Here is a 19,690-nt window from a genome sequence, read left to right as displayed (position 1 = left end):
CGACGCCGATGAACACCATCTTGTTCGTCTTCTTCTCGATCGGCAGCCACTTCGCGGCGAGGTCGCTGCCCATCATCTGATGCACGCCCTGGAACACGACCTTGCGGTCGACGCCCTTCATGTACAGCACGCCCTTGTAGCGCAGCATCCGCTCGCCGTAGATCTGCAGGATGCCGCCGAGGAAGTCTTCCAGCTTGTTCGGGTCGAACGGGCGGTCGTTGCGATACACGAACGACTTGATCTTGTCGTCGTGGTGCGCGTGGTGGTGATGGTGGTGGCCGTGGTCGTGATCGTGCGCGCATTGACCGTGATCGTGGTCGCAATTGGCGTGATCGTGATCATGGTCGTGATCGTGGTGATGATGGGCGTGATCGTCCTCGGCGAGGAAGTCGGGGTCGATCTCGAGCTTCGCGTTCAGGTTGAAGCCGCGCAGGTCGAAGATTTCCTTGATGTCGGCTTCGCCGAAGTTCACGACCTTGATCGCGGCCTTCGGGTTCATGTGCATCAGGCGGTGCTTCAGGCCGGCCACGGTCTGGTCGTCGACCAGGTCCGACTTCGTGATGAACAGCCGGTCGGCGAAGCCGACCTGGCGCTGCACGACTTCGTGCTCGTCGAGCTGCGCGTTCGCGTGCTTCGCGTCGACCAGCGTGATGACCGCGTCGAGCAGGAAATCGTCGGCGATTTCGCTGTCGATGAAGAAGGTCTGCGCGACGGGGCCCGGGTTCGCAAGGCCGGTGGTTTCGATCACGATGCGGTCGAAGTCGAGCTTGCCTTCGCGCTTCTTCGCGGCCAGGTCGCCGAGCGCGCGGGCGAGGTCGCCGCGGATCGTGCAGCAGATGCAGCCGTTGCTCATCTGGATGATCTGCTCGTTCGAATCCTGCACGAGGATTTCGTTGTCGATGTTCTCTTCGCCGAACTCGTTCTCGATCACGGCGATCTTCATGCCGTGCTGTTCGTTCAGGATGCGCTTGAGCAGCGTCGTCTTGCCGCTGCCGAGGAAGCCGGTGAGGATGGTGACGGGAGTGGCCATGTCAATCGCCTGTGGTTCGTGAATCGGGGTCAAAACCAGGATGTGCGTTGCGCCCGCTCGCGCTGCCAGCCGGGGCGCACAACCATCCATTGAAACATACCTGTCAAGCCCCCGCCCGTCGTCCGAACGACAGGCGGGAACGCGAATCCGCCGGGCGCGAGGCCGCGGCCGGCGGAAGGTTACGCGCGTAGATCGGGGCGATCAGACGATTTGCAACAGCAGGCCCTTCAGATATTCGCCTTCCGGGAATGCCGCGAGCAGCGGGTGATCGACGCCCGCGCCGAGCCGCTTCAGGATGCGCGCGTCGACCTTCGCGTCGGCAGCCGCGCCCGCGACGATCTTCTGGAACAGGTCCATGTCGATCGCGCCCGAACACGAGTACGTGAACAGCAGGCCGCCCGGACGCAGCAGCTTGAAGCCGCTCAGGTTGATGTCCTTGTACGCGCGCGCCGCGCGATCGACGCTGTCGCGGGTCGGCGCAAACTTCGGCGGATCGAGCACGATCAGGTCGAAACGCTCGCCTTCGTCGACGAGGCGGCGCAGCGTCTTGAACGCGTCGGCGTCGAGCCAGGTCGCGCGTTCGGCGTCGAAACCGTTGGCGACGACGTTCTGCTGCGCGAGCGCGAGCGCATCGCCCGACGAGTCGATCGACACGACACGCTTCGCGCCGCCCTTGAGCGCCGCGAGCGAGAAGCCGCCGGTGTAGCAGAAGCAGTTCAGCACGTCGCGATCAGCCGCGTACTGCGCAACCAGCGCGCGGTTGTCGCGCTGGTCGACGTAGAAGCCCGTCTTGTGGCCGTTCGGCACGTCGACGTGATAGCGCACGCCGTTTTCGTTCGAGATCAGCGTCGCGGGTGGCGCGTCGCCGGCCAGCACGCCGGTCGTCTGCTCGAGCCCTTCCTTGTCGCGGATCGACACGTCTGAGCGCTCGTACACGTTCGGGCAGCCGGTCGCGCCGACGAGCGCCTTCACGATCGCGTCCTTCCATGCTTCGACGCCCGCGGCCATGAACTGGCAGACGAGCTGGCCGCGCGGCGCCGCGCCGGCTTCGGCAGTGTCCGCGACGTAATAGTCGACGATCAGCCCCGGCAGCCCGTCGGCTTCGCCGAACACGAGCCGCACCGCGCCCGTGCCCGACACCATCGTCGTGCGGTGCGCAACGGCGCGCTGCACGCGGCGCTTGAAGAACGCGTGGTCGATCGGCTCGTTCTCGTCGAAGCTCCACACGCGCACGCGGATCTGCGACTGCGGGCTGTACGCGCCGCGCGCGAGGAAGCGGCCGTCGTGCGCGCGCACGATCACGGTCGCGCCGGGCGTGGGTTTGCCGTCGACGCGGTCGATCGCATTGGCGTAGATCCACGGATGGCGGCGCAGCAGCGATTTGTCCTTGGACGGCTTGAGGGTGACGGTTTGCATGATGAGATCGAAATGGGCCGTGCGCGAAGCCGACCGTGGCCGGTCGCCGCGCGCGGCGGGTAATACGGGACGCGCGTCAGTCGCGCTTCTTCGCGCGCGGATGCGCGCTGTCGTAAATCTTCGCGAGATGCTGGAAGTCGAGCGACGTGTAGACCTGCGTCGCGGACACGCTCGCGTGGCCGAGCAGTTCCTGCACCGCGCGCAGGTCGCCGCTCGACTGCAGCACGTGCGTCGCGAACGAGTGGCGCAGCACGTGCGGATGGACGTTGGCGGGGATGCCCGCGGCGAGCGCCGCGCGCTTCACGCGCTCGCGCACGACGCCCGGCGACATCCGGTTGCCGCGCACGGACACGAACAGCGGATGCGGATCGTGCTTCACGAATTCGCCGCGCACCGCGAGCCATGCGTTCAGCGCATCGATTGCCTTGCGGCCGACCGGCACCTTGCGCTCCTTGTTGCCCTTGCCGCGCACGGTGACTTCGGCTTCGGCGAGATCGAGCCAGCCGGCCGAGCGGTAGCCGTCGGCCTGCGTGTACATGACGTCGAGCCCGATCAGCTCCGCGAGGCGCAGCCCCGACGAGTAGAACAGCTCGAGGATCGCGTGATCGCGGATGCTTTCGGTCGTGCCGGCGAGCGGTGCGTCCATCAGGGCCGATGCGTCGTCGACCGACAGCGCCTTCGGCAAGGTCTTCGGGCGTTTCGGCGCGCGCACCGCGGCGACCGGGTTCGCGGGCATGTCGATGCGCTGCGCGAGCCAGCGGTAGAACGCGCGCCACGCGGACAGCCGGTGCGCGATCGACCGTGCGGACAGCCCGCCCGCATGCGCGCGCGCGACCGCGCCGCGCATGTCGGCAGCCGTCAGCACTTCGAGCGGCCGGCCGGCCGCAAGCTTCTTCAGTTCGTCGAGTTCGTGCGTGTAGGCGCGCAGCGTGTGCTCCGACAGCTGCCTGACGTGCTTCAGGTTCGACAGGTAGGCGGCGACCGGATCGTCTGTCATCGCGTGCGGCAGGCTCAGTGCGGCAGCAGGCGCGTGAGCGCGGCGCTCGCGAGCGTTGCGATCTGCGCGAGGAAGTCGGTGGCCATCCCGTCGTGGAAGCGGCGCGGGTCGGGCGAACCCAGTACGAGCAGGCCGAACGCGGGCGCATCGGTGCCGGCGAGCGGCGCGCGCAGCGCGAGCAGTGCGACCGATGCGGCCGAACCGTCGCCGGCCGGCGGCGCGGCGTCCGCGCCTTCCGCCGCATTCGCGGCCGGGGCGGCGACCGCGGGCGCGAGCCACTGCGCGGCCTCGAAGCCCGTGTTCGCACCGCAGTACGGCGTCGACAGGCCGTTCGTGAACAGGCGCACTTCCTCGCCGACCTGGCGCGCGAAGTCGGCCTGCGAATAGGTGTCGGCGACGTCCCACACGCGCAGTGCCGTCTGCGGCACGTCGAATACGTCGGCGATGCCGTCGGCGATCGTGCGCGGCAGCGCGTACGGATCGCGTTCCGCGATCACGCGGGCGGTCCAGCGGCTGAACTTCGCGGACAGGCTGTCGTTCTCGTGGCCGTAGCGCACGAGTTCGGCGAGCCGGCGCTCGAGATGCTTGTTCTTGTCGCGCAACATCTCCATCTGCCGCTCCTGCAGCGAGATCGCGGCCTTGCCGTGCGGGTTCGCGAGGCGGATCGTCGCGAGCAGTTCGGCGTGCTGCGCGAAGAATTCGGGATTGGCGAGCAGGTAGTCGGCGACTTCGCGATCGTTCATGTGGCTGGAGCGTTCAGTTATCAAGGACGTTGCAGGGTCAAGCAGGCAGGTCGATCTCGCCTTCGAACACGGTCGTGGCGGGCCCGGCCATCATCAGCGCGGCAGCTTCGTCGCGTGCGCCGTCCCAGCTGATCGTCAGCGTGCCGCCGTGCGTGTGCACGGTCACGGGCGAATCGAGCAGGCCGCGCCGGATGCCGGCCGCGACCGCCGCGCACGCGCCGGTGCCGCACGCGAGCGTCTCGCCCGCCGCGCGTTCGTACACGCGCAGCCGCACTTCGCTGCGCGACACGATCTGCATGAAGCCGGCGTTCACGCGTTCCGGGAAGCGCGCGTGGTGCTCGATCAGCGGGCCTTCCTCGAGCACCGGATACGCTTCGGCGTCGTCGACGATCTGCACCGCGTGCGGGTTGCCCATCGACACCGTCGAGATCCAGCGCGTCGCGCCGCCGACGTCGAGCGGCCACAACGTGTCGCGGCCCTCGGTGCGGCCGTCGAGGCCCGCCGCATCGAACGGCACCTGCGCCGGCGCGAACACGGGCGCACCCATGTCGACGACGACTTCGCCGTTGTCCTGCATCGTCAGCGTGATCAGGCCCTTCATGACCTGCACGCGCACGCTGCGCTTGTCGGTCAGGCCGCGGTCGCTGACGAACTTCACGAAGCAGCGTGCGCCGTTGCCGCAGTGTTCGACCTCGCCGCCGTCGCAATTGAAGATCCGGTACTTGAAATCGACGCCGTCGACGGTCGGTTTTTCGACGAGCAGCAACTGATCGGCGCCGATGCCGAAGTGGCGGTTGGCGAGCGCGCGCACCTGCGCTTCGGTGAGCGGCGGCAATGCGCGCGAATAGCCGTCGAGCACGACGAAGTCGTTGCCCGCGCCGTGCATCTTGGTGAACGAGAGTTTCACTGGGTCCGGATTTCCATGGCGAACAAGGCGGTCAGCGCGGCTCGCGCGACGCCGCGCCATGCCGGGCGGCCTCGTTCGTCGTGCTGATCTCAACCGCAAATGATACATGCAGCCGACAGGGGCGTCCTGCGCGGGCGTTCCGGGCGTTTTCGTACTCGTTCAATTGATGAGGCCACCCGGAGATTCGTATTGTTTCGCCATACGCCCTGTCAACCTCCAGCGAGCTCATTCAAGCCATGAACCGCATCTTCAATCCGCCCCATCCGGGCGAAACGCTGCGCGACGACGTGCTGCCGGCGCTTGGCCTGACCGTCACCGAGGCCGCGTCGCAGCTGGGCGTGACGCCTGCCGCACTGTCGCGGATCCTGCACGGCCATGCCGGCATCTCGCCGGAAATGGCGCTGCGCCTCGAAGCGTGGCTCGGCGAGGAAAACGGGGGGCGGGCCGATCTGTGGCTCGCGCAGCAGTCGGCCCACGATCTGTGGCGCGCGCGCGCGAAGGGCGCGCCGAAGGTGGCGAGGGCGCAGGCGCGCACATGACGCCCCGCCTGCGAACGTCTTCCGGCGGGGTCAGTACAGGCTCGGCTCGCCGGCCGGGCGCGTCTTGAAGCGCTTGTGGACCCAATAGTATTGCTCGGGCATCAGCGGGATCTGTTCCTCGAGGAATTCGTTCATTCGCCGCGCGTCGAGATCGTCGTCGCCCGTCGGGTAGTGATCCCACGGCTTGAATACCTTCAGGCGATAACCCTTGTAGTTCGGCAGCACCTCGCCGATGAACGGCACGACCTGCGCGCGGCCCGTCTTCGCGAGCCGGCCGACCGCCGTCAGCGTGCACGCGGGCACGCCGAAAAACGGGACGAAGGTCGAATTGCGCAGTCCGTAATCCATGTCGGCGCCGAGCATCACCGGCTTGCGGTCGCGCAGCCAGCGCAGCACGACGCGTGCGCTGTCCGCGCGGCCGACCATCTCGGCGTCGAAACGCCCGCGCGCCTTCTTCGCCTCTTCCTCGAGCACGGCGTTCGAGAACGGCTGGTAGAGCGACCCGCAGCGGCGGTGGAGCGAACGGTTCAGCCAGATCGAGCCGGCTTCGATGCCGACGAAATGCAGGCCGAGGAACAGCGTCGGCGGCAGGTCCGGATCGTCGAGGTCGACCGCGCTGTCGACCTGGATCAGCTTCGCGAGCTTTTTCTCCGAGCCGAACCACTGCACGCTGCGCTCGACGTAGCTGCGGATCGCATGGCGGAAATGCTGGCCTGCCACTTCCTCGCGGCGTGCGTCGCTCCAATCCGGGAAGCAGAGTTTCAGATTGGTGTGTACGATGCGTTTTCGCCGGCTGGGGATCTTGTAGAGCAGCCAGCCGAGACCATCGCCGAACCGTGCGGTCAGGCCGTACGGCAACAGGGCGAGCAGTTTCAGCAAGCCAATGGCGAGGTGCGTGCCTAGACGACCTAGCATGCGAAACCTCCGTGGAACCGGCTGGCCGGCGCGTTGCGAACAGGTAGGTGAGACAGCGGAAGATGCAGCACGGGCGGCGCTCTGTGACAATTCAGGAAAGCCGCTATAATACGGGCTTCGCCGAGTTAACTGACAACTTGCGGGGCGAAGCCGGTTGGCGTCATACGCGCTGCCCGGTCCTGGTAATCCGCTAAAGCGTCGCCGCTTCAGGCCCAACGAAGCTGGCTACGTGAAACCAACCGTAACCACACAGGAGCCTGAAAAAGTGGCAAACGATTATCTCTTCACGTCCGAATCCGTCTCCGAAGGCCATCCGGACAAGGTCGCGGACCAAATCTCGGACGCGATCCTCGACGCCATCCTCGAGCAAGACAAGTATTCCCGCGTCGCGGCGGAAACGCTGTGCAACACGGGTCTCGTCGTCCTGGCCGGTGAAATCACCACGACGGCCAACATCGACTACATCCAGATCGCGCGCGACACGATCAAGCGCATCGGCTACGACAACACCGACTACGGCATCGACTACAAGGGTTGCGCGGTGCTCGTCGCGTACGACAAGCAGTCGCCGGATATCGCCCAGGGCGTCGATCGTGCACACGACGACAACCTCGATCAGGGCGCGGGCGACCAGGGCCTGATGTTCGGTTACGCGTGCGATGAAACGCCGGAACTGATGCCGCTGCCGATCTACCTGTCGCACCGTCTCGTCGAGCGCCAGGCCAGCCTGCGCCGCGACGGCCGCCTGCAATGGCTGCGCCCGGACGCGAAGTCGCAGGTCACCGTCCGCTACGTCGACGGCAAGCCGCATTCGATCGACACCGTCGTGCTGTCGACGCAGCACGCACCGGACATCGAACTGCCCGCGCTGCGCGAAGCCGTGATCGAGGAAATCATCAAGCCGACGCTGCCGGCCGACCTGATCAAGGGCGACATCAAGTTCCTGGTGAACCCGACCGGCCGGTTCGTGATCGGCGGCCCGCAGGGCGATTGCGGCCTGACCGGCCGCAAGATCATCGTCGACACGTACGGCGGTGCCGCACCGCACGGCGGCGGCGCGTTCTCGGGCAAGGATCCGTCGAAGGTCGACCGTTCGGCTGCGTACGCAGGCCGCTACGTCGCGAAGAACATCGTCGCCGCCGGCCTCGCGTCGCGCGCGCTGATCCAGGTGTCGTACGCGATCGGCGTCGCCGAGCCGACCTCGGTGATGGTCAACACGTTCGGCACGGGCCGCGTGTCGGATGCGGTGATCACGAAGCTCGTGCGCGAGCATTTCGACCTGCGTCCGAAGGGCATCATCAAGATGCTCGACCTGCTGCGCCCGATCTACGAGAAGACGGCTGCTTACGGCCACTTCGGCCGCGAAGAGCCGGAATTCTCGTGGGAAGCGACCGACAAGGCGCTAGCACTGGCCGAAGCGGCCGGCGTCGAGCCGACGGCACGCGTCGCGTAAGCGTCGTCCGCCTGAAATGAAAAACCCCGGCTAGCCGGGGTTTTTTTATGGGATCCGATCGTCGGGGCAACCGGACAAACGGCGCGACGGCGATCGTCGCGCGCGGTGCCCGCCGGCGTGCGCTCAGCGCGCGCCGAACCCGAACCAGCCGTTGCTGGCCGCGAGGCGGCGCGGACGGTTGACGCGGCGTTGCGGCCCGAGCGTGCGGCGCAGCGCGAGCGCGCGCAGCGACGACGGTTTCTGCAGCAGCGAGCGCAGGCCGGCGCGGCGCGAGAAGGCCTGTGCACTCATCATCGAGAAAAATGCGTGGAACCACGCACGGATACCGTCCAGCCGGCTGTGGGCGGGCGTGCGCTCGGCCAGCGCCTGCGTGCGTGCGCGGTGATGGCGCAGCGAGCGGGCAGGAGCGGTCGGCACGACGCGCTTCGCAGCGCGGCTGAGACGGGAAGTCAGACGGAATGGCATGTGAACGATGCTTCGCTTGTATGGATGGCGCCCTGGAGAGCGCACTGGTATGAACGGCCTCGGATGACGCAACGGATCTTACTGAAACTCGCTGCGCGCCGCGCCCGCCAGAATTGACAGGCCGCGACAGGCTACAGGGGATTCATGACGGGCAAAAGTCGCGATAAACCCTTGTGCCACAAGGCGTGTGCCGCATACCGCCTGTCGGTGAGGCAGGTGCCGCGACGAACAGTTCCCTTGAGCCGGATCAAATCCGCGATTGGCATGCCCCTGCGCATGACAATGGTGCTGTTCGCGGCATCCGGCGCCGATTTACAATCGTCACATTCACACAATAAACGTCTGGCATCCCATGTCGTCTCCATTGCAGTCGGAATCGATCCGCGCGCAAGTCGCGGAATTGCGCGAGCGCGGCTTTGTCGTCGCGCGTGGCCTCGTCGGCGAAGCGCAGTGCGCGGCGCTCAGGCAGATCGCGGAGCGCCAGTTGCGGGAGGCGGCCGAGCCGATCGAGTTCGAGGCGGATCTGCGCTACCCGGGCGCGCCCGAGTCCAAGCATGCGCCGGGCGGGCATACGGTGCGGCGGCTGCTCGATGCGTATTCACGCGATCCGGCGTTCGCCGAGCGCGCGATCGCACCCGAAATCGGTGCGTGGATGCGCGAGTATTTCGGCGAAGAACCCGTGCTGTCGCGCGCGCATCACAACTGCATGATGACGAAGCATCCCGCGTACGGCAGCCTGACCGGCTGGCATCGCGATTTTCGCTACTGGTCGTTCGAGCGCCCGGACATGGTGTCGGTGTGGCTCGCACTCGGGCCGGAAACGAACGAGAACGGTGCACTGTGGCTCGTACCGGGGTCGCATACGGCCGAATTCGGGCCTGAAGCGTTCGACGATGCGAAGTTCTTCCGCAGCGACCTGCCGGCGAACCGGAAGATGATTGATGCGGCCACGTGCCCGTCGCTGCAGACGGGCGACGTGGTGTTCTTCCACAGCAATACGCTGCATTCGGCCGGACAGAACCGTTCCGATCAGGTGAAGTTCTCGCTCGTGTACACCTATCACGGCGCGAGCAACCGGCCGCTGCCCGGCACGCGCTCGGCGTCGAAGCCGGAAGTGCAGTTCTAGGTTCGGACCGGACGGGCGGTGACACCACCGAGGTCACGCGATGCGGTGCATCGCCGGCGGATGAAGCAACGGGCGGCCTGGCCGCCCGTTTCGCTTGGCGCGGCGCGGTCGCACGACGCGGGCCGCGTGTGCATCGCGCGGCTGCGCGATCAGCGCTTGTTGCCCGGCATCGCGAGGCCGATCAGGCCGATGAACGATGCGACGGCGCCGCCCGCGATCAGCAGGATCGTCTTCGTCGCGGGCGAACCGGTGAAGAAGCGCGACACGTTGTCGTTGATCGAATGGAACGACTGGCCGCCGAAATACAGCAGCACGACGCCGCCGACGAGCAGTGCAACCGAGATGACCCGGGACATACCAACCTCGCTGAAACGGTGATTCGAGACGCCGCAGTGTAGGCGACGACCGCGGCCGCGTCCATCGCCGTGCCGCCGTGCGCGATCCGGCCGCTTTCGCTACCATAGTCGTCGTATGACTCCTTCGCCGCCGTCGCGCCATCGGCGCGGCCGGCGCGCGTCCCTTCCTCCGATGTCCTGACGGAACAGACTCATGGCCTACGAAGCAGCTTCCGAACGTTATGCCGACATGCAATACCGCACCTGTGGCAAATCCGGGCTCAAACTGCCCGCCTTGTCGCTCGGCCTGTGGCACAACTTCGGCGACTCGACGCCGATCTCGACGCAGCGCGAAATCCTGCGTACCGCGTTCGACCTCGGCATCAACCACTTCGATCTCGCGAACAACTACGGGCCGCCGTACGGCAGTGCCGAAACCAACTTCGGCCGGCTGCTGAAGGAGGATTTCCGGCCGTATCGCGACGAGTTGCTGATCTCGACGAAGGCCGGCTGGGACATGTGGCCGGGGCCGTACGGCAGCGGCGGCGGGTCGCGCAAGTACGTGCTCGCGAGCCTCGACCAGAGCCTGCAGCGGATGGGGCTCGACTACGTCGACATCTTCTATTCGCACCGCTTCGACGCGCACACGCCGCTCGAGGAAACGGCGGGCGCGCTCGCGTCGGCCGTGCAGCAGGGCAAGGCGCTCTATATCGGCATTTCGTCGTATTCGGCGGCGAAGACGCGCGAGATGGCCGAGCTGCTCGCGCAGTACAAGGTGCCGCTGCTGATCCATCAGCCGTCGTACAACCTGCTGAACCGCTGGGTCGAAACCGAGCTGCTCGGCACGCTCGACGAGATCGGCACGGGCAGCATCGCGTTCACGCCGCTCGCGCAGGGGTTGCTCACGTCGAAGTACCTGAACGGCGTGCCGGCCGACGCGCGCGTGAACAAGCCGGGCGGCGGCTCGCTGAAGCAGGATCACCTGAGCGCGGACAACCTCGAGCACGTGCGCAAGCTCAACGCGATCGCCGAGCGGCGCGGGCAGAGCCTTGCACAGATGGCGCTCGCATGGGTGCTGCGCAACGGCCGCGTGACGTCCGCGCTGATCGGCGCGAGCCGTGCGGAGCAGGTGCGTGAAAACGTCGGTGCGCTGAAGCACCTCGAATTCTCGGCGGAGGAACTCGCGGAGATCGACCGTTACGCGACGGAAGGCGGCATCAATCTGTGGGAAAAGCCGTCCACCGATCAGGCGATCTGACCGGCGGTCGATACGGCATGCGAAACATCGCGTGTCGTATCAATGGCTCGCGTGCGGCCTGTCGCATCGCTGCTGTGCAGCGATGCACGGCACGCACGGGTGGTGCGCTGCTAGATCAGCGCAGGCAGGCCTTCGACGAGCAATACCGCGACGCCGACGCCGAGGATGACGCCCAGCACGCGTAGCAGGTTGTGGCGGAACTCGGTTGCGCACGGCACCGCGCCGAGAAATAGCGCTCCGGCCAGCGCCATCGGAATCAACAGGATGAAGTCGCCGATCGTGAAGTAGGTTGTCATGCGTGTCTCCAGTGTCGGCCGGAGTTAGCGCTTTAGCGCTTACTCCGGCCCCATCCCTGTGGGATATCGGGCGGAGTCGGCGCTTTAGTGCTTGCTCCAGTCGTCTCCCTGTGGGATATCGGGCGGAGTCGGCACTTCAGCGTTTGCTCCGGCTCCATGCCGGGTGTTTCTAGTGTTGGTCGCGACCCGATTGCGAGCGGGCCGGTCAATTCGAGTATAGGCAACCGGCAGCGCTTTTCGCTATCCGAACCATTAAAAATCAGCGGAATGCCCGGCATATCACGCATTTTTCCCGCAAGTCAGACGAACGCCTTGCGCACATCTTTCTCGTGCCTTTCGATTTCTGCGGATTCATCGCATGTGTCCGGGGCGTGCCGCCGCACCCGCGGGCGCGGCGGCACGCCCGCTCATGCGCGGTCGGGTCGCACGCGGCCGGCCGGCGCGCGAAACACGAGCGCAAGCCCCGCGATGATCGCGCCCATGCCGGCGAGCGCGAGCGGCTCGGGCCGGTTGCCGAGCCACACGGCATCCATCAGCGTGGTGACGACGGGCACGAGATAGAACAGGCTCGTCACGTTGACGAGATCGCCGCGCTGCATCAACCGGTAGAACAGCAGTTGCGCGATCACCGAGATCACGATGCCGAGCCACAGCAGCGGGATCACGAACGTCCAGCTCATGTCGAACGACACCGGCCGGAACGGCACGATCGCCACGCACAGCGCGAGGCCGATCGCATTCTGCAACGGCAGCACGTCGGCGGGCGCCGCCCGTACGCGCTTTTGCAGCAGCGAGCCGGCGGTCAGTGCGACGAGCGCGGTGAGCGCGCACGCGATGCCCGCGAGCGACAGGCCGCCGTCGCCCACGCCGCGGCACACGACGAGCGCGAGGCCGGCGAGTGACAGCGCGAGTCCCGCGATGCGCACGGGCTGCCAGCGTCGCTCGACGAGCGCGAGCGTGAGGATCGGCTGCACGCCGAGGATCGTGGCGAGCACACCCGGCGCGATCCCGCGTTCGAGCGCGAGCAGGTAGAAGATCGAATAGCCGCCCATCATCAGCAAGCCGGTCAGCGCGGCCATGCGCCGTTCGCCGCGCGGCGGCAGCCAGCGTTTGCGCACGAAGGCCAGCCCGAGCAGCACGAGCGATGCAAGGGCGAAACGTGCGGTGAGAAAGACGAACGCGGATGCGTGACGCAGACCGAGTTCAGCGAAGATCGCGCCGCTGCTCCACAGCAGCACGAAGAGCGACGTCGCGCCATGCGCGGCGAGCGCGCGTTTGAACGAAACCATGTGAATCCACCTGTCGAACGGATCGGAACGTTCCATTCGCGCGCGCAGCAGCGAGCCGTGCGTCACGGCGCACGAATGCAAGCCTGCGGGCGAATGGAAGACGAAACGGAAGCCGGCTGGTCAGCCGGCGCGTGCCGCCGGAGGGGGCGGCGCGGCGCCGACGAGCGGCGGTGCGACAGGAGGAGGAAGAACCGACGGATGCGCACACGCCTGCGGCCGCGAGTCGAACTGCGGCCGGGATTTTGCAAGGGCGGACGTGAGCGGATGCATCGGATCGGAATGCGCTGGAACGCGAATGAAGCATCAAAGGTACCGCAAGGCCGACATCGGACGCAACCACTGTCGGTGGCATTGCATGACGCAGCGCGGCGTGCGGTGAATCACGCGGTGATGCGGGCGGCGAAGTGGGCGGCGAAGTGGGCGGCGAAGCGGGCGGTGCGTGCGCAACCGTCGTCGTGCCGGTTGCGTTCGAGGTACGGGGAAGGCGATGACGGTGCGGCGTCGTTCGGCCACGGCGGTCGCGCGAAATTTCCCGGTGATGCGGCACCGGGCCCGCGATGCGCGCGCGGCATGCGTCTCGTGCGCGTCGCGGTGCCGACGCGGATTCGGCGGGCAGTCACATTCGACAGGGTATGATGGGGGTAACCGGGCGGGCAAGCGCCTGTCCGGCGCAGTGGTTGATTGGAGACATTCGACGAATTCGCGGCACTTCGCCTGCTTCTTCTTCTTTTCGCGCTTCGATAAACCGTGAACAATGGGATTATGCGCAACGCTCCGACGAGAGCGCGCGGATCGTGCATTTGCCGGCTCGCCACCGAGCCGGGTTTCAAGAGTCAAGAGTGGGGAACCATCATGCATGTCGGGTCGATTGTCTGCACTACCCATATCGCTGTGCCGAAGGGCGCACGCGGCATCGTCCAGCGCATCCTGGGCGACATGGCCATGGTGACCTGGTACGCGGGCGTACCGGGCGAGTCGAAGGAACTCAACACCGAGCCGTTCTTTCTCGAGGACCTGATCGACACCGGCGAATCCGTGCTGCCGGCCGGCGCGGCGCTTCACTGAGCGCATACGCCGCACCGGGCGCTCGTCTTTCGGCCCGGCTGGCGGCACAATGCGGGGCATGAAAGACGTCACTTCCGCTCCCGCTTCTCCCGCCGGCCCGCCGTTCGCCGGACTCACGCCCGAGTGCGTGCTCGACGCGCTCGACAGCGTGCTGATGCCGGCCGGCCTGCGCACCGACGGGCGCCTGCTCGCGCTCAACAGCTACGAAAACCGCGTATATCAGGTGGGCATCGAAGACGGCCCGCCGGTCGTCGCGAAGTTCTACCGTCCGGCCCGCTGGTCGGACGAAGCGATCCTCGAAGAGCATGCGTTCGTCGCCGAGCTCGCCGCGCGCGAGATTCCGGCGGTGCCCGCGCGCACATTCGACGGCCGCACGCTGCACGCGTTCGACGGTTTCCGCTTCTCGATCTTCGAGCGGCGCGGCGGCCGCGCGCCTGACCTCGACCGCAGCGACACGCTCGAATGGCTCGGCCGCTTCATCGGCCGGATCCATGCGGTCGGCGCGACGCAGCCGTATGCCGCGCGTCCCGTGCTCGATATCAGTACGTTCGGCTACGAGCCGCGCGACTACCTGCTCGCGCACGATTTCATTCCGGACGATGTGCGGCCCGCGTATGAGACCGCCGTGACGCTCGCGCTCGAAGGCGTCGAGGCCGCGTTCGAGCGGGCGGGCGAGATCCGCCTGCTGCGCACCCACGGCGACTGTCATCCGAGCAACGTGCTGTGGACCGATGCCGGCCCGCACTTCGTCGACTTCGACGACAGCCGGATGGCGCCCGCGATCCAGGATCTGTGGCTGTTGTTGCCGGGCGATCGCGAAGGCGCGTCGCGTGCGCTCGCGGACCTGCTGGCCGGCTACGAGGATTTCTGCGAATTCGAGCCGCGCGAGTTGCATCTCGTCGAAGCGCTGCGCACGCTGCGGCTGATCCACTACGCGGCATGGCTCGCGCGACGCTGGGACGATCCCGCCTTCCCCGCCGCGTTCCCGTGGTTCAACACGCACCGCTACTGGGAAGCACGCGTGCTCGAGTTGCGCGAGCAGATCGGCGCGATGCAGGAAGGGCCGCTCTGGCCCGTGTGACGGCGCGCGCGGCACCGGCGCCGCGCGGCCTGCCGGTGCGGGCCGCGGCGCGATGCGCGCGGCCCGTTCGATCCCTTCCGTTCAGAACTTCAGCATCAGCTTGATCAGCGCGGCGAAGCGCTTGCCGTACGGCGGCGCGAGCAGGTTGCGCGTGTTCAGGCGCGCCTGGGTGAGTACCGGCTTCATCTTCGAGAACGTCACGAAGCCATCGTAGCCGTGATATGCGCCCATGCCGCTCGCACCGACACCGCCGAACGGCAGGCTGCCGCACGCGATATGCATCAGCGTTTCGTTGATCGACACGCCGCCCGAGACCGTTTCGCGCATCACGCGGTCGATCGTGCCGCCGTCCTCGTCGAACAGGTAGAGCGCAAGCGGACGCGGGCGCGCATTCACGTATGCGATCGCTTCGTCGAGCCGCTCGTACGGCACGAGCGGCAGCAGCGGCCCAAAGATCTCCTCCTGCATCAGCTGCGACGCGGCCGGCACCTGCGTGACCGCGCACGGCACGAAGCGGCGCGATGCAGGATCGGATTGCGCGTCGGACAGCGGATGCAGCTGCGCGCCGGCCGCCTGCGCGTCGCTGGCGAGCTGCTGCAGCCGGGCGTAGTGGCGCGGCGACACGATCGTCGTGTAGTCGCCGTTGGTCGACAGGTCGGGGTACATCTTCGCGAACCGTGCCCGCGCGCGCTCGATGAACGCGGCCTCCATCCCGCGCGGCAGCAGCACGTAGTCGGGCGCGATGCAGGTCTGGCCCGCGTTCAGCGTCTTGCCCGCGACGATCGCGTCGACGGCCGCATCGAAGCGCGCGTTCGGCCCGACGATGGCCGGCGACTTGCCGCCGAGTTCGAGCGTGACGGGCGTGAGGTTGTCGGCGGCCGCGCGCATCACGTGGCGGCCGACGTGCGTCGAGCCGGTGAACAGCAGATGATCGAACGGCAGCCCGCTGAACGCGGCGCCCACTTCCGCATCGCCGTTCACGACCGCGACGTGGTCGCGCGTGAAGGTCTTCGCAATGAGCTGCTCGAACAGCGCCGACGTGCGCGGCGTCAGTTCGGACATCTTGATGATCGCGCGGTTGCCGGCTGCGAGCGCGCAGATCAGCGGGCCGGCCGCGAGCAGCACCGGGTAGTTCCACGGTACGACGATGCCGACCACGCCGAGAGGCTGCGGAATCACCTTCGCGCGCGCCGGGCGCAGCCACTTGTTCATCGGCTTGCGGATCGGTTTCATCCAGCGCTTGCCGTGCTTGAGCGCGTCGTCGATCTCTTCCTTTGCCATCCAGATTTCCGACAGCAGCACTTCCTGCTTCGCGCGATGACCGAAATCGGCGCTGATCGCTTCGGCGAGTGCGTCCGCGTGATCGATCAGCATCGTGCGCAGCGCGCGCAAGTGCTGCACGCGCGTTTCCCAAGCCGGGTACGGTGCGCGCAGGTAGGCCGCGCGCTGGTCGCGCAGCAGCGACGTCAGTGCATCGACCGACGGCAGTGCTTGCGGGGCCAGTTCGGGCAGGTCGTTCTTCATGTCGTCTCCTCCAGTTGGGCCTGGCTGGTCGGCCGGCCGTCACGCCGCACGCGCACGCTCGGCGAGCGCGGCGACGCGGATCGGGGTGGTGCGTGTCGCGCGGCGCGGGGCCGGATGCGACGTGTGCTCGAAAACCGGTTCAAGCGTGCAGCGGGCGTCGCATCCACGCGACGGTGTGTGCATCCGGAAACCGTGTTGCGGCGCGTGGGCATGCAGTGCAATGCAACCGTTGCCGGGCGCGCGACGCCGCGGCGCGACGGCCCGCCTGCGCACCGAAGCGGGGTGGCGCGACGGGGCCGTCCAACCATGCCGCGGCGCATCGTGCCGCCGTGGCGACAAACCGTCCAAACGGTCGGCGACGACGCGTGCCGTTCGATTTCGATCGACTGCGCGCATGACGCGGGGCACCTCCGCACGGGCAGCCGTTTGAAATGAAATGCGGGCTGCGCGCATTGCATCCGGACAACCCGGTCGGCACGCGGCCTGCAGAACCTGGCGCTGCATCGTCGTCTCTCCCGTTTCGCGACGGATCGGCTTCTCGTGGCCGGCGCGTCGCGCAAAGCGAATCGATACATCTTAAATTTAGTTCACGCGAGCGTTTAGAGGAATCGCTCTTGAATCCGCGCGCCGCGCGCACGGTGGCGATTCCTACAATGCCCGAACACTACAAGGACGCGGTCGCGCGGCGGCGCCGGGCGCCTTCCATGAGACGACGGAGACGTGACATGCAATACGACTACATCATCGTCGGCGGCGGGTCGGGCGGGTCGAGCCTGGCAGGCCGTCTCGCCGATGCCTGCCCCGATGCGACGATCGCGCTGATCGAGGCCGGCTCGCATACGGAGCGCAACCTGCTGGTCAACATGCCGGTCGGCATCGCGGCGCTGGTACCGTTCAAGCTCGGCACGAACTACGGCTACGAGACGGTGCCGCAGCCGGGCCTCGGCGGGCGGCGCGGCTACCAGCCGCGCGGGCGCGGGATGGGCGGCTCGAGCGCGATCAACGCGATGATCTACACGCGCGGCCACCCGGGCGACTACGACGAATGGGCGCAGCTCGGCGCGACGGGCTGGGGCTGGCAGGACGTGCTGCCGTATTTCCGGCGCGCGGAAGGCAACGAACGCGGCGCCGATGCGTGGCACGGCGCGGACGGCCCGCTGTCGGTGTCGGATCTGCGCTTTCGCAATCCGTTCTCCGAACGATTCATCCAGGCCGCGCATGCGGCCGGCTATCCGCTGAACGACGACTTCAACGGCGCGACGCAGGAAGGCGTCGGCTTCTATCAGGTCACGCACCGCGACGGCTCGCGCTGCAGCGTCGCGCGTGCGTACATCTACGGCCGCAACCGGCCGAACCTGCATGTGATCACCGATGCGACGGTGCTGCGCGTCACGTTCGACGGCAAGCGCGCGGCCGGCGTCGCGGTCGCGCGCAACGGGCGCGTCGAGACGCTCGACGCGCGCGCGGAAGTGATCCTGTCGGCCGGCGCGTTCAATTCGCCGCAACTGCTGATGTGCTCGGGAATCGGCCCGGCCGAGCAACTGCGCCGGCACGGGATCGCCGTCGTGCAGGATGCGCCGGACGTCGGCACGAACCTGATCGACCACATCGACTTCATCATCAACACGCGCGTGAATTCATCGGAACTGGTCGGCGTATGCCTGCGCGGGATCGCGAAGATGACGCCCGCGCTCGCGCGCTATTTCTCGAGCCGCACCGGGATGATGACGAGCAACGTCGCGGAGGCCGGCGGCTTCATCAAGAGCGATCCGTCGCTCGAGCGTCCCGACCTGCAGCTGCATTTCTGCACGGCGCTCGTGGACGACCACAACCGCAAGATGCACTGGGGCTTCGGCTATTCGCTGCACGTGTGCGCGCTGCGGCCGTTCAGCCGCGGCACGGTGACGCTCGCGACCGGCGATGCGCGTGATGCACCGCTGATCGATCCGCGCTTCTTCAGCGATTCGCGCGATCTCGACCTGCTCGTGCGGGGCACGCAGGCGATGCGCAGGATCCTGTCGCAGGCGCCGCTCGCGTCGCAGGGCGGGCGCGAGCTGTACACGCGGGCGGACCAGAGCGAAGCGGAGCTGCGCAAGACGATCGTCGAGCATGCCGACACGATCTACCACCCGGTCGGCACCTGCCGGATGGGGTCGGACGCGCACGCGGTCGTCGATCCGCAACTGCGCGTGCGCGGCGTCGAAGGATTGCGCGTGGTGGATGCGTCGGTGATGCCGACGCTGGTCGGCGGGAACACGAATGCGCCGTCGGTGATGATCGGCGAACGCGCGGCGGACTTCATCGTCGCGGCGCGCAAGGGCGGCGTGTCGCGCGGCGAGGCGGCTGCCGCGGTGCACGGCCGCTGAACGGCGCGCGCACGCGGGCAGTCATGCTCAGGCAAACGTATCGACGAGGCCGGCGCGGCTCACGCTCGCGGCGACCGGTGCGGATTGCGCAGCGTCGACCGGTGCATCGACGGCTGACGATCCGCCGCTCCCGCGCCGCGACGACTGCCCGCCGGCGAAGGACGATTGCGGGTTCTGCTGCTGCGAAGCGAAGCCGCCGTCGCTGACGGTCGCGCTACCCAGGCCGAGCCCGCCCGATTCCATCGCTTCGCGCAGCTTCGGCAGCGCGGCTTCGACCGCGTCGCGCACCTGCGCGTGCTGCGACACGAACAGCGCGTGCGCGTGATTGTCCGCGACGCGCAGCACGACCTGCAGCGGCCCGAGATCGGGCGGGTTGAGGGTCAGCTCGGCGCTCTGCTGGTGCGCATTCGACAGGAACACGACCTTCTGGCTCAGCGCGTCCGTCCAGTCCGGGGTGCCGACGTGCGGGGCGAGCACGTGCGAGTTCGCCGCGGCGATCGCTCCCGCGGCCGGCGACAACTGCAGGTTCGCCTGTGTCGCGGCCGCCGCCGTTGCGCCGGCTGCGAGCGTCGCGCTGGCGGCCGGATCCGTCGCGTCGCCGGCTGCCGCGAGCGCGTGCTGCTCGCCCGACTGCGCATTCGCGTTGGCCTGCAGCGCCTGCGCGGTGGCCTGCGTCGGCGTTTGCTGGGTCGCGAGCGCCCCCTTCGCGTCGGCGAGGGTGCGGTCGAAGGTCGGGACCTTCGGGGTCAGCGGTGCGGTGGCGCCGGTCGATGCGGTCGATGCCGGTGCCGACACGGTCGCGCCGGCCGCGGGTATCGCGATCGCGCCCGAGCCGCCCGTCAGCCTGTCGAGCGCGGTCTGCAGCGCATCGCGGCCCGACGCGGG

The 19,690-nt window shown here is 67.6% G+C and carries 19 protein-coding genes; 7 read left to right on the top strand and 12 right to left on the bottom strand.

What is annotated here, in order from left to right; genetic code table 11:
* The 5 genes from ABY44_RS07135 to dapF form a co-directional block, all read right to left on the bottom strand.
* Positions 1–1,030 (bottom strand): CobW family GTP-binding protein (locus ABY44_RS07135; RefSeq protein WP_431641035.1); only part of this gene is annotated, 1,030 nt, incomplete at its 3' end.
* A 201-nt stretch (positions 1,031–1,231) separates the two neighbouring features.
* The gene (locus ABY44_RS07130) at positions 1,232–2,446 is read right to left on the bottom strand and encodes a class I SAM-dependent rRNA methyltransferase (RefSeq protein WP_060174245.1); all 1,215 of its coding nucleotides are present in this window, start codon (positions 2,444–2,446) and stop codon (positions 1,232–1,234) included.
* 76 nt (positions 2,447–2,522) lie between these two features.
* Entirely contained in the window at positions 2,523–3,443 is a 921-nt protein-coding gene (gene xerC, locus ABY44_RS07125) for a tyrosine recombinase XerC (RefSeq protein ID WP_027788874.1), read from the bottom strand.
* Positions 3,444–3,457: 14 nt separating this feature from the next.
* Positions 3,458–4,186 carry a DUF484 family protein gene (locus ABY44_RS07120; RefSeq protein ID WP_027788875.1) on the bottom strand — a complete coding sequence of 243 codons (729 nt, stop codon included), beginning with the start codon at positions 4,184–4,186 and terminating at the stop codon, positions 3,458–3,460.
* 37 nt (positions 4,187–4,223) lie between these two features.
* Positions 4,224–5,093 carry a diaminopimelate epimerase gene (dapF, locus tag ABY44_RS07115; protein WP_027788876.1) on the bottom strand — a complete coding sequence of 290 codons (870 nt, stop codon included), beginning with the start codon at positions 5,091–5,093 and terminating at the stop codon, positions 4,224–4,226.
* Between the two features lie 236 nt (positions 5,094–5,329).
* Between dapF and ABY44_RS07110 the strand changes: the two genes are divergently transcribed.
* On the top strand, positions 5,330–5,632 hold the full coding sequence (locus tag ABY44_RS07110; protein ID WP_060174244.1) for a HigA family addiction module antitoxin: 303 nt from the start codon (positions 5,330–5,332) through the stop codon (positions 5,630–5,632).
* Positions 5,633–5,662: 30 nt separating this feature from the next.
* On the opposite strand, the gene lpxL is transcribed toward ABY44_RS07110, so the two are convergent.
* On the bottom strand, positions 5,663–6,547 hold the full coding sequence (gene lpxL / locus ABY44_RS07105) for a lauroyl acyltransferase LpxL (RefSeq protein ID WP_021163506.1): 885 nt from the start codon (positions 6,545–6,547) through the stop codon (positions 5,663–5,665).
* Between the two features lie 265 nt (positions 6,548–6,812).
* Between lpxL and metK the strand changes: the two genes are divergently transcribed.
* Positions 6,813–8,000, top strand: coding sequence for a methionine adenosyltransferase (gene metK / locus ABY44_RS07100; RefSeq protein ID WP_011353531.1), 1,188 nt, complete (start codon positions 6,813–6,815; stop codon positions 7,998–8,000).
* 123 nt (positions 8,001–8,123) lie between these two features.
* Here the strand turns inward: metK and ABY44_RS07095 are convergent, their stop codons facing one another.
* A complete protein-coding gene (locus ABY44_RS07095; RefSeq protein WP_021163507.1) occupies positions 8,124–8,465 on the bottom strand; it encodes a hypothetical protein in 342 nt (113 codons plus the stop codon).
* 352 nt (positions 8,466–8,817) lie between these two features.
* Between ABY44_RS07095 and ABY44_RS07090 the strand changes: the two genes are divergently transcribed.
* Complete coding sequence (locus tag ABY44_RS07090) at positions 8,818–9,591, top strand: phytanoyl-CoA dioxygenase family protein (protein WP_027788879.1); 774 nt, start codon at positions 8,818–8,820, stop codon at positions 9,589–9,591.
* Positions 9,592–9,740: 149 nt separating this feature from the next.
* Here the strand turns inward: ABY44_RS07090 and ABY44_RS07085 are convergent, their stop codons facing one another.
* Complete coding sequence (locus tag ABY44_RS07085) at positions 9,741–9,947, bottom strand: DUF3185 family protein (protein WP_021163509.1); 207 nt, start codon at positions 9,945–9,947, stop codon at positions 9,741–9,743.
* A gap of 193 nt (positions 9,948–10,140) precedes the next feature.
* Here ABY44_RS07085 and mgrA point away from each other — a divergent pair, with 193 nt between their 5' ends.
* Positions 10,141–11,184, top strand: a complete 1,044-nt coding sequence (mgrA, locus tag ABY44_RS07080) for an L-glyceraldehyde 3-phosphate reductase (RefSeq protein ID WP_021163510.1) — start codon at positions 10,141–10,143, stop codon at positions 11,182–11,184.
* Positions 11,185–11,294: 110 nt separating this feature from the next.
* Here the strand turns inward: mgrA and ABY44_RS07075 are convergent, their stop codons facing one another.
* Positions 11,295–11,480: a hypothetical protein gene (locus ABY44_RS07075; protein WP_011353526.1), complete on the bottom strand. Its 186-nt coding sequence runs from the start codon at positions 11,478–11,480 to the stop codon at positions 11,295–11,297.
* A 407-nt stretch (positions 11,481–11,887) separates the two neighbouring features.
* Positions 11,888–12,769 carry a DMT family transporter gene (locus ABY44_RS07070; protein ID WP_060174262.1) on the bottom strand — a complete coding sequence of 294 codons (882 nt, stop codon included), beginning with the start codon at positions 12,767–12,769 and terminating at the stop codon, positions 11,888–11,890.
* A gap of 852 nt (positions 12,770–13,621) precedes the next feature.
* Between ABY44_RS07070 and ABY44_RS07065 the strand changes: the two genes are divergently transcribed.
* Both ABY44_RS07065 and ABY44_RS07060 read left to right on the top strand, forming a co-directional pair.
* Positions 13,622–13,834: a hypothetical protein gene (locus tag ABY44_RS07065; RefSeq protein ID WP_004198969.1), complete on the top strand. Its 213-nt coding sequence runs from the start codon at positions 13,622–13,624 to the stop codon at positions 13,832–13,834.
* Between the two features lie 58 nt (positions 13,835–13,892).
* Positions 13,893–14,915 carry a serine/threonine protein kinase gene (locus ABY44_RS07060; protein ID WP_374709001.1) on the top strand — a complete coding sequence of 341 codons (1,023 nt, stop codon included), beginning with the start codon at positions 13,893–13,895 and terminating at the stop codon, positions 14,913–14,915.
* Between the two features lie 81 nt (positions 14,916–14,996).
* Here ABY44_RS07060 and ABY44_RS07055 read toward each other — a convergent pair whose 3' ends face one another.
* Positions 14,997–16,439, bottom strand: coding sequence for a coniferyl aldehyde dehydrogenase (locus ABY44_RS07055; protein WP_059700449.1), 1,443 nt, complete (start codon positions 16,437–16,439; stop codon positions 14,997–14,999).
* Between the two features lie 725 nt (positions 16,440–17,164).
* Between ABY44_RS07055 and ABY44_RS07050 the strand changes: the two genes are divergently transcribed.
* Positions 17,165–18,805, top strand: a complete 1,641-nt coding sequence (locus tag ABY44_RS07050) for a GMC family oxidoreductase (protein WP_027788884.1) — start codon at positions 17,165–17,167, stop codon at positions 18,803–18,805.
* A 27-nt stretch (positions 18,806–18,832) separates the two neighbouring features.
* Here ABY44_RS07050 and ABY44_RS07045 read toward each other — a convergent pair.
* On the bottom strand, positions 18,833–19,690 hold an 858-nt coding region (locus ABY44_RS07045; RefSeq protein WP_431641033.1), incomplete at its 5' end, for a flagellar hook-length control protein FliK.

The sequence above is a fragment of the Burkholderia sp. ZZQ-2 genome (genome assembly GCF_050768715.1).
Classification (GTDB): Bacteria; Pseudomonadota; Gammaproteobacteria; order Burkholderiales; family Burkholderiaceae; genus Burkholderia; species Burkholderia cepacia.
This window is presented reverse-complemented; position numbering and strand designations above follow the sequence as displayed.